8 protein-coding genes and 4 pseudogenes are annotated in these 14,295 nt (G+C 66.4%); 3 read left to right on the top strand and 9 right to left on the bottom strand.

From position 1 onward, the window contains the following. The first annotated feature begins 96 nt into the window (after positions 1–96). Positions 97–1,602 (top strand): annotated as a pseudogene (locus tag AADZ55_RS15730) (cation:dicarboxylate symporter family transporter). Here the strand turns inward: AADZ55_RS15730 and AADZ55_RS15735 are convergent. Beyond that, positions 1,526–4,465 (bottom strand): Rne/Rng family ribonuclease, encoded by a 2,940-nt coding sequence (locus tag AADZ55_RS15735; RefSeq protein ID WP_085324478.1) that lies wholly within the window; start codon positions 4,463–4,465, stop codon positions 1,526–1,528. The pseudogene AADZ55_RS15730 and the gene AADZ55_RS15735 overlap by 77 nt on opposite strands. Positions 4,466–4,605: 140 nt before the next feature. On the opposite strand from AADZ55_RS15735, the gene AADZ55_RS15740 reads away from it, so the two are divergent. After that, positions 4,606–4,749, top strand: coding sequence for a hypothetical protein (locus AADZ55_RS15740; RefSeq protein WP_165759360.1), 144 nt, complete (start codon positions 4,606–4,608; stop codon positions 4,747–4,749). A 41-nt stretch (positions 4,750–4,790) separates the two neighbouring features. Here the strand turns inward: AADZ55_RS15740 and ndk are convergent, their stop codons facing one another. From ndk to AADZ55_RS15775, 7 genes and pseudogenes are all read right to left on the bottom strand, one after another. Then, a complete protein-coding gene (gene ndk / locus AADZ55_RS15745) occupies positions 4,791–5,201 on the bottom strand; it encodes a nucleoside-diphosphate kinase (RefSeq protein ID WP_085324549.1) in 411 nt (136 codons plus the stop codon). 52 nt (positions 5,202–5,253) lie between these two features. Then, on the bottom strand, positions 5,254–5,646 hold the full coding sequence (locus tag AADZ55_RS15750) for a DUF4233 domain-containing protein (RefSeq protein WP_085324477.1): 393 nt from the start codon (positions 5,644–5,646) through the stop codon (positions 5,254–5,256). Further along, positions 5,643–7,070: a bifunctional tetrahydrofolate synthase/dihydrofolate synthase gene (folC, locus tag AADZ55_RS15755; protein ID WP_085324476.1), complete on the bottom strand. Its 1,428-nt coding sequence runs from the start codon at positions 7,068–7,070 to the stop codon at positions 5,643–5,645. The genes AADZ55_RS15750 and folC overlap by 4 nt, the downstream gene beginning before the upstream one ends. Beyond that, on the bottom strand, positions 7,067–9,739 hold the full coding sequence (locus tag AADZ55_RS15760) for a valine--tRNA ligase (protein WP_085324475.1): 2,673 nt from the start codon (positions 9,737–9,739) through the stop codon (positions 7,067–7,069). Before AADZ55_RS15760 ends, folC begins: the two co-directional genes overlap by 4 nt. A gap of 75 nt (positions 9,740–9,814) precedes the next feature. Further along, positions 9,815–10,150: pseudogene (locus AADZ55_RS15765) on the bottom strand (LysM peptidoglycan-binding domain-containing protein); the annotation flags it as partial. Further along, positions 10,151–10,625: pseudogene (locus tag AADZ55_RS15770) on the bottom strand (DUF937 domain-containing protein); the annotation flags it as partial. It lies immediately after the preceding pseudogene. A 122-nt stretch (positions 10,626–10,747) separates the two neighbouring features. Beyond that, entirely contained in the window at positions 10,748–11,998 is a 1,251-nt protein-coding gene (locus AADZ55_RS15775) for a saccharopine dehydrogenase family protein (protein WP_085324472.1), read from the bottom strand. A gap of 41 nt (positions 11,999–12,039) precedes the next feature. On the opposite strand from AADZ55_RS15775, the pseudogene AADZ55_RS15780 reads away from it, so the two are divergent. Continuing rightward, positions 12,040–12,996, top strand: a pseudogene (locus tag AADZ55_RS15780) (FAD-dependent oxidoreductase). Positions 12,997–13,055: 59 nt separating this feature from the next. Here AADZ55_RS15780 and AADZ55_RS15785 read toward each other — a convergent pair. Beyond that, entirely contained in the window at positions 13,056–13,664 is a 609-nt protein-coding gene (locus AADZ55_RS15785) for a transglycosylase family protein (protein ID WP_085324548.1), read from the bottom strand. Positions 13,665–14,295: the final 631 nt, after the last annotated feature.

The raw sequence follows: 14,295 nt of genomic DNA on the forward strand, positions 1-14,295 counted from the left end.
GAACACCTCAGGTGGTGCGGTCGTCCTGTTGGGCCGCTGCTGGCAGCGTCTAACATCGTGCCGAATCGTGCCGGATGCCGTCCTGAAGGAACGCCAATGCCCACCCCCCTGGATCGTCCACCGGATACCGATTTGCCGGCCGGCAAGAACAACCGGGACCGCACCCACTGGCTATATCTCGCGGTCATCGTCGCTGTGGTAGCCGGCGTGATCGTCGGGTTGGCGGCGCCGTCGACCGGCAAAGGCGTCGCGGTGCTCGGCACGGTGTTCGTCAATCTGATCAGGATGATGATCTCGCCGGTCATCTTCTGCACGATCGTGCTGGGGATTGGTTCGGTGCGCAAGGCCACCACCGTGGGCAAGGTCGGCGGGCTAGCTTTCGCCTACTTCCTGGTGATGTCCACGGTTGCGCTCGGGATCGGACTGATCGTCGGCAACCTGCTCAATCCGGGCAGTGATCTTCACCTTTCGCCCGGTGCGGTGGGAAGCGGCGCCGCATTGGCCGGACAGTCCGCGGAGTCGCGTGGAATCGCTGGGTTCATCCAGGAAATCATTCCGAGGTCGCTGTTGTCGGCCCTCACCGAGGGCAACGTGCTGCAGGCGTTGTTCGTCGCGCTGCTGGTCGGCTTCGCGATCCAGGGCCTGGGCTCCTCGGGCGAGCCCATCCTGCGCGCCGTCGGGTACCTGCAAAAGGTGGTGTTCAAGGTGCTCGTGATGGTGCTGTGGCTGGCGCCGATCGGCGCGTTCGGCGCGATCGCCAACATCGTCGCCACGACCGGCTGGGCCGCCGTCACCAACCTGCTGATGCTGATGGCCGGCTTCTATTTGACTTGCCTGGTGTTCGTGTTCGTAGTCCTCGGCGTGCTGCTGCGCATCGCGTCGCGTTTGTCGATCTTCCGGCTGGTGCGCTATTTGGCCCGCGAATACTTGCTGATCTTCGCGACGTCGTCGTCGGAGGTGGCGCTGCCGAGGCTGATCGCCAAGATGGAACACTTAGGGGTGCAGCCCAGCACCGTCGGCGTCGTGGTGCCCACCGGCTACTCGTTCAACCTCGACGGCACCGCGATCTATCTGACCATGGCGACGCTATTCATCGCCGACGCGCTGGAAGATCCGTTGACATGGGGCGAGCAGATCACTTTGTTGGCGTTCATGATTGTCGCTTCCAAAGGTGCTGCCGGCGTCAGTGGTGCGGGCCTGGCCACGCTGGCCGGCGGCTTGCAGGCGCATCGCCCGGAGCTGCTGGAAGGTGTCGGGCTGATCGTAGGAATCGACCGCTTCATGTCGGAGGCACGTTCGGTCACAAACTTCTCCGGCAACGCGGTGGCAACCGTCCTGATTGCGTCGTGGACCAAGACCATTGATCGGTCGAAGGCCAACGACGTACTACGCGGTCGCGATCCCTTCGACGAGTTGACCATGGTCGATCGCCACGACGAAGAGCCGACCGCCAGCGTCGTCGCATGAGGCGGCGTCGTGGCGACGCCGGCGCTGCGCGTTTTCCGGTGCGGCGGGCGGGCGCAGGTCAGTCCACGTGGATGGGCGGGCCGGCCGGCCGACCCGCAACGCGCCGGCGCGAACGAGGAGCGGCCAACCCCGTGACAACGCGGGCGTCGACTTCGCCAGCGGAACCGTCGTCGTCGAGGTCCACATCGGCGACGTCTTCGTCGGAGTCCTCGTCATCGGACTCGGAATCGTCGACGTCGAGATCGTCATCGAGGTCCTCGTCGTCCAGGTCCTCGTCGTCAAGCTCGTCGTCGAGGTCCTCGTCGTCGTCGAGTTCGTCCTCGTCTTCGTCGGTGTCTTCGTCAGTGTCTTCGGTGTCTTCGTCAGTGTCTTCGGTGTCCCCAAAGTCCGCCCGGGTGGTGTCGTCGAGGTCGGTGGGCGCCTGATCTTCGGTCTGCTCATCGAGCTCCGCGGAGAGTTCGGCACCGGACTCGCCGGATTCGTCGTCACCGCGGCCAGCCACCGTGGACAAGCCCGCTGCCATCGCCTTGAACATGGGATGCTCACCGGGAGCGTGAGCTGGGACCTTGGCGACGATGCCCTTCTCGCTGGGCTCTTCGGACCGGCCTTTCTTCGATCGCCTGCCCCGCCGACCACCGGACTCAGACTTTCGCCCGGTCGCCGAAGCCGAATCGACCGGGTCGGCGTGTAGCGTGATCCCGCGGCCGGCGCAGTTCGAACACGATGTCGAGAACGCTTCGATCAGCCCGGTTCCCAACCGCTTGCGGGTCAACTGAACCAGGCCCAGCGAAGTCACCTCGGAGACCTGGTGGCGGGTCCGGTCCCGGGCCAGTGACTCGGTCAGCCGGCGCAGCACCAAGTCGCGGTTGGATTCCAGCACCATGTCGATGAAATCGATGACCACGATGCCGCCGACGTCACGCAGCCGCAGTTGGCGCACGATCTCCTCGGCCGCCTCTAGGTTGTTCTTGGTGACCGTCTGCTCGAGGTTGCCCCCGGACCCGGTGAACTTGCCGGTGTTGACGTCGACGACCGTCATCGCCTCGGTCCGGTCGATCACCAGCGTCCCGCCCGACGGCAACCACACCTTGCGGTCCATCGCTTTGGCCAGCTGCTCGTCGATGCGGTGCACCGCGAAGACGTCCGGCCCCGACTGCCCTTCCGGCCCCACGGCGGGCTCGTACTTGGTCAGCTTCGAAATCAGATCGGGGGCAACAGAATTCACGTACTCATTGATCGTGTTCCAAGCCTCGTCGCCGGAGACGACCAGGCCGGCGAAGTCCTCGTTGAACAGGTCACGGATAACCTTGACCAGCACATCCGGTTCTTCGTAGAGAGCCACCGCAGCGCCCGCAGCCTTCTCCTTGGTCTCTTGTGCCTTGGCCTCGATCTGCGCCCAGCGCTCCCGCAACCGAGTGACATCGGCGCGGATGTCATCCTCTTTTACCCCCTCCGACGCGGTGCGGATGATGACCCCCGCGTCCGATGGCACCACCTCGCGCAGGATCTCTTTGAGTCGCTGGCGTTCGGTGTCGGGCAACTTGCGGCTGATCCCGGTCGACGACGCGCCCGGCACGTAAACCAGGAACCGACCGGCCAGGGACACCTGCGTAGTCAGCCGCGCACCCTTGTGCCCGACCGGGTCCTTACTGACCTGCACCACGACGTAGTCGCCGGGATTGAGGGCCTGCTCGATCTTGCGATCCGCTCCGCCCAATCCCGCTGCATCCCAATTGACTTCACCGGCGTAGAGCACTCCGTTGCGGCCCCGGCCGATGTCGACGAAAGCCGCCTCCATCGACGGCAGCACGTTCTGCACGATGCCCAGGTAGATGTTGCCCACCAGCGAAGCCGAGGCCGCAGACGTCACGAAGTGCTCCACGACAATGCCGTCTTCGAGCACCGCGATCTGGGTGTACCGCTCGCCCGGGTGGGGTGGTTCGGTGCGGACCCTGTCGCGCACCACCATTACCCGCTCGACAGCCTCACGGCGAGCCAGGAATTCGGCCTCGCTCAACACCGGTGGGCGGCGCCGTCCGGCATCGCGCCCGTCGCGACGGCGTTGCCGCTTGGCTTCCAACCGGGTCGAGCCGTCGATGCCCTTGATCTCAGTGGGGCCAGAGCCGCCGCCATCCTCCGAGTTGCCGGACTTGCCGCCCGCGCGGGGTGCGCGCTCGTGGACGACGGTATTGGGCGGATCGTCGGGTGCGGGCCCCTCGTCGTTGTCGTCACCGGAACCCGACTTACGCCGCCGCTTGCGGCGGCGGCGACGATTGCCGGCCTCCGGCGAACCATTCTCTTCCTCGCCGTTGTCGCTGGCTTCCGAATCTTCGGAGTCGCGATCGTCGGCGTCGTCGGCTTCGGCGGAGTCCGCGCGTATCCCGTTTCGGGCCCCTTGTTGGGCGCGCGGTTCGGCTTGCTGGTCGCCCGGGCCCTCGCTGTCGGGTCCGCCGGCCTGGCCCGGACTGTCGGATCCGCCCTGTTCGCCACGTCCGCGACCGCGACCCCGACGGCCACGACGTCGCCGCCGGTTCGCCGGTCGGTCGGGCTGCTCGTCATCGTCAGCGTCGGAGTCGTCGGCGGAGTAGTCGTCGCCATCGCCGCTGTCCTCGACGGCCTCTACCGGCTCGGGAATCGGCTGGGGCGCGACGAACAACGGCATATAGTGTGGCCGCTCCACAAGGGCATTCCGAGTGTCCTGGGCCTGAAGCATCAGCCGGGATTCGGGTTCCTCGGGCGCCCCGGCCGCCTGAGCCGGGACCGCGGACACCGCGGTGGTCTCGGGCTGAGCGGCCAGCAGATCGCGCACCCGGACCGCATCGACGCGGTCCACGCTGGAATGCGCGCTGCGGACCCGTCCGTCGAGCTCGGTCAGCGCATCCAGCACCCGCCTGCTGGTGGTTCCCAGCGTTCGTGCCAGCGAATGGACTCTTAGGCGGTCCGGCAGTTCCGCTCGCTGGCTCGGCTCTTTTGGATCTGAAGATGCACCGTCTACCACGTATTCTCCTCAAGCCCCCGGGCGCGTCCTGATCGATGCGGCCACGCGGGGGCTTCGCTATGTGCCCGGGTCACTTCTCCCGGGCTTGTGATGGTCTTGTCCCGAGGAGCTCATGGCGAACCCGCTCGGCACCGTGCTGAATGACGGCCCGACACGCCGCGCCGCATCGCAAGCTGGCGATGGTCGCGCTTGTCAAAGTCTTCATTCGGGCGTCCGACGCCGCTTCGGCGACGTTCACCCGCCACAAGTATCCCACATCACTGCGCCGGGTCACCCACCCCTGAGCTGGGCTGCTGCGTTAGCCCCGCGGACCAGCCGCCCGGAGCTAACCGCCGGGAAACCAGAGCGCGATCTCACGCCGCGCGGATTCAGCGGAATCGGAGCCGTGGACCAGGTTGAACTGCGTCTCCAAGGCGAAGTCGCCCCGAATTGTGCCGGGCGCGGCCTTCTCCACCGGATCGGTGCCGCCGGCGAGTTGCCGGACCGCCGCGATTGCCCTGGTTCCCTCCACGATCGCCGCCACCACCGGTCCCGACGTGATGAACTCCAGCAACGATCCGAAGAATGGCTTGCCTTCATGCTCGGCGTAGTGCCGGCTGGCCAGCTCCTCGCCAACGCTCCTGAGCTGAAGCGCCACAATGGCGAGGCCTTTGCGCTCGATGCGGCTGATGATCTCGCCGATCAGCTGCCTTTCGACGCCATCCGGCTTGATCAGTACGAGGGTCCGTTCGGTCACGGTGCCCAACAGTACCCAACGGTTGATGCCTGCACCGGGCATGCCCAACCGGTCATTCCGGCGAGCCCGGGCGCGGCGGCAACCCATGCTCCTGCCGCCGCCGAACCTCGCCACGCAAATACGCGATCAGGACCCACAACGCTGCGAACAGCACGCCGATGAAACCCACACCGGGGTAGACGGCGAAGCCGGCGAGCAGCACCGCCTGTACGCATAGGTTTGCCCAGATCGCCCAGGGTCTGCGCTGCAGACCGGTCAGCAGTATCAACAGCACTGCCAGACCGATCAAGTAGCCCAACGAGACCGGACTTAGCCCACCGCCAACCGCGCCCACCACCGGAATTGCCAGCAGCACCACGATCGCTTCCAGGATCAGCGTCGCCGCCATCACCCCACTGAAGCTCTTCCACGGATCAGCGGCGGGCCCCTGCGGCTGGTCGGTCATTCCGGATCACGACCGAACAAGGTCCGAGCCGCCCCGGCGGTGACGACCGAGCCGGTGATGACGATCCCGGTACCGGAGAACGCCTGCCCTGCCACCTCCCCGCCGGCGGCCGCGGCGTCAACCAGGGCGGTAGCGGCGTCGACGGCGTCGCTTAGGGTCCCGGCAGTGATTACTCGGTCGGGTCCGAATCGCTGCCGAGCTGCCGATGCCAGCGTTTCGACGTCCAGCGCCCGCGGCGACCCGTTGTGGGTCACGACCACCGAATCGAACACCGGCTCCAGTGCCGCGAGAATGCCGTCCACGTCCTTGTCGCCCAGCACGCTGAGCACCCCGACCAGGAATCGGAACTCGAACTCGTTGGCCAGCGTCTGCGCCAGCGCGCTCGCCCCGGCCGGGTTGTGCGCGGCGTCGATGAACACCGTGGGTGCGCTGCGCATGCGCTCTAGCCGGCCGGGGCTGGTGACGGCCGCAAAACCGGCCCGGACCGCCGCTACGTCGAGCTGACGCTGCGCACCGGCGCCGAAAAAGGCCTCGACGGCGGCAAGTGCGACCACCGCGTTGTGCGCCTGGTGTTCGCCGTGCAGTGGCAAGAAGATGTCGGAATACACCCCGCCGAGACCCTGCAGCTGCAGCACCTGACCGCCGACGGCGATCTGCTGCCCCAACACCGCGAACTCGGAATCCTCTCGGGCAACCGAGGCGTCGGCTCGTACCGATTCGGCCAGCAGCACCTCCATGGTCTGTGGTACCTGACGCCCGATGACCGCGACGGTGTCAGGCGAACCGTCCGGGGCCCGAGTGATGATGCCCGCCTTTTCCCCGGCAATCCGCGCTATATCGGCACCGAGGTAGTCGATGTGGTCGATGCTGATCGGAGTGATGACGGCCACCGGGGCGTTGATCACGTTGGTGGCGTCCCAACGTCCGCCCATGCCCACCTCAACCACTGCGACGTCGACGGGCGCATCCGCGAACGCCGCGAATGCCATCGCGGTGAGCACCTCGAACTTGCTCATCGCCGGTCCACCGGCGGCCTGTGACTGCGCATCGATCATCTGCACGAACGGCTCGAGCTCCCGGTACGTCGCCACGTACTGCGCCGGGCTGATCGGCTTCCCGTCGATCGAAATGCGTTCCACCGCCGACTGCAGGTGTGGGCTGGTGGTTCGGCCGGTACGCCGGTGCAGCGCGGTCACCAGCGCGTCGATCATCCGCGCTACCGATGTCTTGCCGTTGGTGCCCGTGATATGGATCGACGGATAACTCAGTTGCGGTGAGCCCAACACGTCCATCAACGCGCTGATCCGGGTCAGGCTCGGCTCGATGCGGGTCTCCGGCCAACGCTGGTCGAGCAGATGCTCGACCTGCAACAGCGACGCGATCTCGTCCGGAGTGGGTGCGACGTCGGGGGGCTCGAATGTCATTGCAACGCAGCCAGCCGGGCCGTGATCCGGTCAGTTTCCTCCCGCGCGACGCGCTGGCGGTCCCGGATCTTGCCGACCACGGCGTCGGGCGCCTTGGCCAGAAAGTCCGCGTTGGCCAACTTGGCCGCGGTCGACGCCAGCTCCTTTTGCACGCTGACCAAGTCCTTTTCCAGGCGGCGGCGCTCGGCGGCCACATCGATGGTGCCCGAGGTGTCGAGTTCGACGACGACCGTGCGGTTCATGTCCGGGCCGAGCCGAACCTCCAACGAAACCGACGGCCGGAAATCCGAGCCCGGGGCGGTGAGCCAGGCCAGCGATGTCACGGCGGCCACCTGGCCACTCAGATCCGAGTCCTCGACGCCGTCCAATCGGGCCGGCACCCTCTGCCGGTCGGCCAGACCCTGATCGCTGCGGAACCGCCGTACCTCGGTCACCAACTTCTGCATGTCGTTGATTCGTTGCACGGCAACCGGATCCACGCTAATCCCGGAAGGCTCGGGCCAGTCTGCGATGACCAACGATTCGGGACCGGTTGTGGAGCCGGTCAGCGCCACCCACAGCGCCTCGGTGATGAACGGAATCACCGGGTGCAGCAAGCGCAGTAGAGTATCCAGTCCGGCAGCGAGCACGGCGGTGGTGTGTGTGAGTCCGTCCGCGAGCTGCGTTTTGGCCAGTTCGAGGTACCAGTCGCAGAATTCGTCCCAGGCGAAGTGATAGAGGGCCTCACAGGCCCGGCTGAACTCGTATTCGTCAAAGGCCGAATCAACTTCGGCCCGAACCTCTTCCAACCGTCCCAGGATCCAGCGGTCGGCGTCGGTCAGCGCCTCTGGCGCGGGCAAGGGGGCCAGTGCAGCACCGTTGAGCAGCGCGTACCGAGTGGCATTGAACAACTTGGTACCGAAATTCCGCGACGCCCGAACGGCATCCTCGCCGACGGCCAAGTCACCGCCGGGACTGGCACCGCGGGCCAGGGTGAACCGCAACGCGTCCGCCCCGAACATTTCCACCCAGTCCAGTGGGTCGATGACGTTGCCCTTGGACTTGCTCATCTTGCGGCCGGACTCGTCGCGGATCAGCCCGTGCAGAAACACGTCGGTGAACGGCACCTGCGGGCCCCGCCGGCCATCAAGCGTGATGGCGTCGTCGCCGCCGACGAAGGTGCCGAACATCATCATTCTGGCCACCCAGAAGAACAAGATGTCGTAGCCGGTAACCAGAACGCTTGTCGGATAGAATTTTTCCAGCTCCGGCGTAATGTCCGGCCAGCCCAACGTGGAGAACGGCCATAGCGCGGACGAGAACCAGGTGTCCAGCACGTCGGGATCCTGTTCCCAGCCCTCCGGGGGTGTTTCGTCCGGGCCGACGCACACCCGTTCACCGTTGGGCCCGTACCAGATCGGGATGCGATGCCCCCACCACAGCTGCCGCGATATACACCAGTCATGCATGTCGTCGACCCAGGAGAACCAGCGCGATTCCATGCTGGCCGGGTGAATGACAGTGTCCCCGTTACGCACCGCATCTCCAGCGGCCTTGGCCAGCGATTCCACCCGGACCCACCACTGCAGGGACAGCCGTGGCTCGATCGGCTCCCCGCTACGTTCGGAGTGTCCGACGCTATGCAGGTAGGGACGTTTCTCCGCGACGACGCGGCCCTGGTCAGCTAGTGCCTCACGGACCGCGACCCGGGCCTCGAAGCGGTCCATACCGTCGAATTGTGTTGCGGTATCCACGATCCTGCCTTTGGCATCCAGGATCGAGGGCATCGGCAACTGGTGCCGCAACCCGATCTCGAAGTCATTCGGGTCATGAGCCGGCGTGACTTTGACTGCACCGGTGCCGAATTCGGGATCCACGTGCTCGTCTGCGACGATGACCAGCTCCCGGTCCACAAAGGGGTGCGGCAAGGTGGTGCCGACCAGGTGGCGGTAGCGCTCGTCATCGGGATGGACCGCGATCGCGGTATCTCCGAGCATCGTCTCGACCCGGGTGGTGGCGACCACGATGTGGGGTCGCGAGTCGTCGAGCGACCCGTATCTGAACGACACCAGCTCGCCTTCGATGTCGAGGTAGTTGACCTCGAGGTCAGAGATCGCGGTCTGCAGCACCGGCGACCAGTTGACCAGCCGCTCGGCCTGATAGATCAGCCCGGCATCGAAGAGCCTCTTGAAGATCGTGCGCACCGCCCGGGACAGGCCCTCGTCCATGGTGAACCGGTCGCGGCTCCAGTCCACCCCGTCACCGAGCCGGCGCATCTGGCCGCCGATAGCACCACCAGACTCACGCTTGAAGTCCCAGACCAAGGCCGCGAACAGCTCCCGGCCGAATTCCTCTTTGGTCTTGCCGTCGGCCGCAAGCTGCTTCTCGACCACGCTCTGGGTGGCGATGCCGGCGTGGTCGGTGCCCGGCTGCCACAGCACCGCATAGCCCTGCATCCGCTTGCGGCGGGTCAAGGCGTCCATCATGGTGTGTTCCAGCGCGTGGCCCATGTGCAGGCTGCCGGTCACGTTCGGCGGCGGCAACACGATGGAATAGGCGGGCTTGGAGCTGGTCGGGTCCGCGGTGAAGTAGCCGGCCGCCAGCCACTTCTGATAGATCGCGCTCTCCATCGCGGCCGGATCCCACGACTTGGGCAGCTGGTCATCGGCAGGGTGGGGGCTCGCGGTCACCGGTCAATTCTAGGAACCGCCTTGGACCCGCGTGACAGCGCCCGAATCCGCTGGTGATCGGCTGCCGTTCGCCGATCAGGGGATCGTGCGCACCTGGCCGGGGTAGATCAGGTCAGGATTTCCGATGCCGCTCGCGTCGGCGATCATCTGGCATTTGCTGCCGTCTCCGTAGAAGCGCTCCGCGACGGCCCACAGGGTATCGCCGGAGACGACAGTGTAGGTCTGCACGGCTGGTTCCGGGGCGGGCTTTTGCTCGGTAACGGCGGCTGCGGCCGGCTGCGGTGCGCCTTCGTCGACGGGCTGGGCCGTCTCCGAGGGCGCGGGTTGCTCGGCGGCGGCGTCGGGCGGCGGTGGAGTGTCGGTCTCGGTGTGTGTCGACCAGGCCGGCCCATCGGCGGCGTATAGCGCCAGGCCGCCGAGGATTTCGCCGAGCACCCTGCTCTTGCTGCCCTTGCCGCCCAGCACGCTGCCGAGGATGCTCCCCAGGGACATCTCCGGGGTCGCCGCGCCGCTCGGGCTCAATCGTTTTCCGATGTACGCCAACACGATCGGAAGCAGGATCGGCAATAGCCGCTTGAGCAGCTCGCTATCACCGGCTCCCCCCCTTCGCCAGTGCGGATGCCACCTGGTCGGCGTCATTACCACCGAACAGCGTCGCAACCACCCGGTGTCCGTCGCCCTCGGCGACCTGGTCCAACCCGCTACCGGTGTCGAGCAGGCACCGGGCGGAGTGACCACTGGCCGCGGATTCGATCCTGTTGGCGTGCTCGGGACCTTGCGAGTTCTGCTGCAGCCCGCTCAGCAGCACCGGCACCAGCGTGCGAACAGCGCTATCGACCTCACCTTGGTCAGCGCCGAATTTGTTGGCAATTTCAACAGTAGGAATCTAGGCCAACAGGTCATCAAGACTAGCCATCGCCGCACCCACCTTCTTTGCTGGGGTGTAAGGCAAGTCGATTACGACATTAGACCCGCCCAGACCCGGACAACACCCCCGCGGCGGACGGATCAGCGCAGCCGCTCGGTCCGCAGTGACACACCCGCGGCCGGCAATCGCGCCAGCAAGGCATCACCCAGTGCGGCCGCGGGGGTCAGCACCCCGGACAATGTGGCGAGCTTGTCGCGATCCAGTGCGAGCGCAAGACCGCACTGGCCCAATAACACCGATGTCGCCTGGTAACCGGGGTCGCCCCGCTGCTCCATGCGCGCCACGTACCGGCTACCGGTGGTCGTGGTGGTGTAGGTTTCGACACGGTAGTAGCCGCGCTCCCGGGCCGCTGCACTCGGACCGGTGCCGGGCTTGGGGACGACACGCTGCACCAACCGGCGCGGCAGCAGCCGGAAATAGCGACTGCCCAAGCCGAATGTTGCGTTGCTGAACCCGGCAACTGCTACCGATGCCGCCGGCGCAAGAACGGATGAGCCCAGGCTCATGGTTTCGCCGTAGCGGAACCCCCGGCCGTAAGCCCAGTCCAGCAACGCGTTGCTGCGCCGCACGATCCGGGTGTTGTAGGGCGCCATCACAAATCCCACCGTCCACAGACCGGTCAGTTCCGGCGCAAGTTGACGACCCCGGCGCAAAGGCAGATCGGGCTGCGAGCCGAGCTCGGGTTCCGCGCCGCGGTCGGTGGTCAGCGTGTAAGGGTCGGCGAGCTGACGGCGCGCGTCCGGATCACTAGAGGCGGTGCGCAGAACTTCCAACATCGACGCGACCGTGCCACCGGAGAATCCGCCCCGTAACGACCGCACCACAAAGTTGGTGTCGGTCAACTCCCCGGCGCCGTCCTCGCGGGCCGCCCGATACAGCGCGTACACGCTGAGGTCCGAAGGGACGGAATCGAATCCGCAGGCATGCACGATGCGGGCCCCGCTGTCGGCGGCCTGCTTGTGATACAGGTCGATGCTTTCCCGGACGAACATGGCCTCGCCGGTCAGGTCTGCGTAATCGGTGCCGGCGGCAGCACACGCGGCCACCAGCGGCAGCCCGTAGCGGGTGTAAGGCCCGACCGTCGTGAGAACCACCTGTGTTCGGGCCGCCATTGCATTCAGCGTCGACGGCAGCGAGGCATCGGCGGTCAGAATCGGCCAGGTCTGCGCGGATTCGCCCAGGGCGTCGCGGACGGCGAGCACACGTTCCGTCGACCTGCCGGCCAGCGCGACCCGAGCATCTCCCCCGGCCCGGGCCAGGTATTCGGCGGTCAGCTTCCCGACGAAGCCGGTCGCCCCATACAACACGATGTCGAATTCGCGTGCGGCCACGAGCCGACGCTACCTCGGGGATCTCGGGCTAGGTTCAGCCCATGGCGCAACGGGTGGTCGTCATCGGCGCCGGCATCGCCGGCTTAGCAACCGCTGTTGCGCTGCAGCGGCGGGAATACGACGTCAGCATCATCGAACAGCGCGCCGACACCTCGACCGGCGCCGCGATCAGCATCTGGCCCAACGCGCTGGCGGCCCTGGACAACCTCGGCTTGGGTGACGCAGTCCGTGCATCCGGTGGCCGGATCACCGCGGGCGCGCTGCGCTGGTGCGACGGCTCCTGGCTGCGCCACCTCGAGACCGAGAGGTTGGTCGCTGCGCTCGGCGAGCCGTTGGTCGTCGTGCAGCGCTGCACGCTACGCGACCTCCTTACCGGCGCCGTTCGCGAGGGCACCGCCGAATACGGACTCGCGGCCGACGGGCTCGTTGCCACCCCCGACGGCATGCAGATCAGGTTGTCGGACGCGACGGTCCGTCATGCGGATGCGGTGATCGGCGCCGACGGCATTGGCTCGATGGTGGCCCGCCACCTCAACGGCCCGCTAACCCACCGCTATGCCGGCTACACGGCGTGGCGTGGGATAGCTGCCCATGCCATGGACCCTGAGCTGGCCGGCGGCACGCTTGGACCCGGTGTGGAAACCGGCCACGTTCCGGTCGGGCCCGACCGCACATATTGGTACGCCACCGAACGTGCGCACGAGGGCCGGCTGTCACCTGGAGGAGAGCTGCCCTACCTGCGGGCCAGGCTGGCCCGAACCCATCCCCAGCGTATTGGCCGCGACGACCCCGGCCGACGTGTTGCACAACGACCTCTACGACCGCCGTCGCTGGTGCGCGAGTCGGCGTTGATCGGCCGAGTCATCAATCTGCGCCCGGCGTTCCTCGGTGCAGCCGCCACCCGCGCGACGCGGCTGATGCCCGAGGCCTTGTTCACCCGGCATCTGGCATCGGTGGCGGCACGGGCGGCGTTCGTATTACCCACCGGCGGCACGTAGCCCTCAAATGACGAAGTGCCGGACCCAGAGGTCCGGCACTTCTCGTCGGCGGATGTCGGTCAGCCGCGTCGGCCGCAGACCGGCCAGGCGCCGATGCCCTGCGAATGCAGCACATTCTCGGCCACCCGGATCTGCTCCTCACGGCTCGCGCCAGCCGCGGTCCCCGAGCCACCGTTGGCACGCCAGGTGCTGGCGGTGAACTGCAGGCCGCCGGAGTAACCGTTACCGGTGTTGATCGACCAGTTTCCACCGGACTCGCACTGCGCGATGGCATCCCAGTTCACGCTGTAGGCCTTGGGAGCGGGAGGCGCATCCTCGGGAGGCGGGGCCAGGAAGCCAGGGGCTTCAGGCGGCGGGGGCAGGGTCGGGTCACCCACCGGTTCGGCCGGCGCCGGCGGCAGGTCAACCGGCGCAATCATGGCGTCCGGGGCGTTAGGCGGCGGAGGCAGGCCAGGGTCAAACCCCGCATTCTCCGGAGCCGGCGGCGCATCAACGGGTGGGGCGTCGGGGGCCGGCGGCAGGTTCGGGTCGAAGCCCACTGCGCCAGGGCCGGGAACGGCGTTCGGGTCCAAGCCCGCGTCATCCGCACTGGCGATGCCGCCGGACGGCATGGCCACGAGCGTCCCGGTGATCGCGGCGACGATGAGCGTCTTACGGACGTTCTTCAAAGTTGTTCCTTTCGCGGTGCGCGCGCGCCAAAGCCAACCCACGAATGGGTTGGGTGCCTGGTGCTGTCGAAGGTGCTGCTTTAGGACGTGCCGTCTCGGTTCGGCACGACAGCGGAGGGCTTGATCTGCCGGCGCGGCTGCTAGCCACCGCCTGCGGGGCGGCCAAACCAGCCGTCCCCAGCTCCGCTCGCACGCGGGTCCGTGGATTCAATTTTTAAATTTCCTGGCGCCCGTATTCGGACTAGTGGACCGTACGATAACGATTTGGATTCGTCATCTCCGTCAATCGGATATATCAGTTCAATAACGAGCAGATTACGACGCGGTGGAGGAATGGTTCTTGCAGGTCAGCTGTGCGTTTTTGACTTGCCCCCAACTGTCGCGACCACGGCATTATCGTGAGCTGAATCACGCAAATATTGTGAGCTGGAACACGGGTTTGCCACCGATACCGCGACTCTGGCCCGGCAGCCGGTCCGCGCGCGGTGGTGACCTACGTCATAGGAAGCAGTATGTACCTCGACGTCGACTACACCTTGAGCTAACTGGGCAGCTCCCGCCCTCTCGGCTGAATACTTAGTGCCACAATGCGATTCAGGACAGCCGATGCCACCTCAAAATGAGGCTTGTA

This window comes from Mycobacterium decipiens, assembly GCF_963853665.1.
GTDB classification, from domain to species: Bacteria; Actinomycetota; Actinomycetes; order Mycobacteriales; family Mycobacteriaceae; genus Mycobacterium; species Mycobacterium decipiens.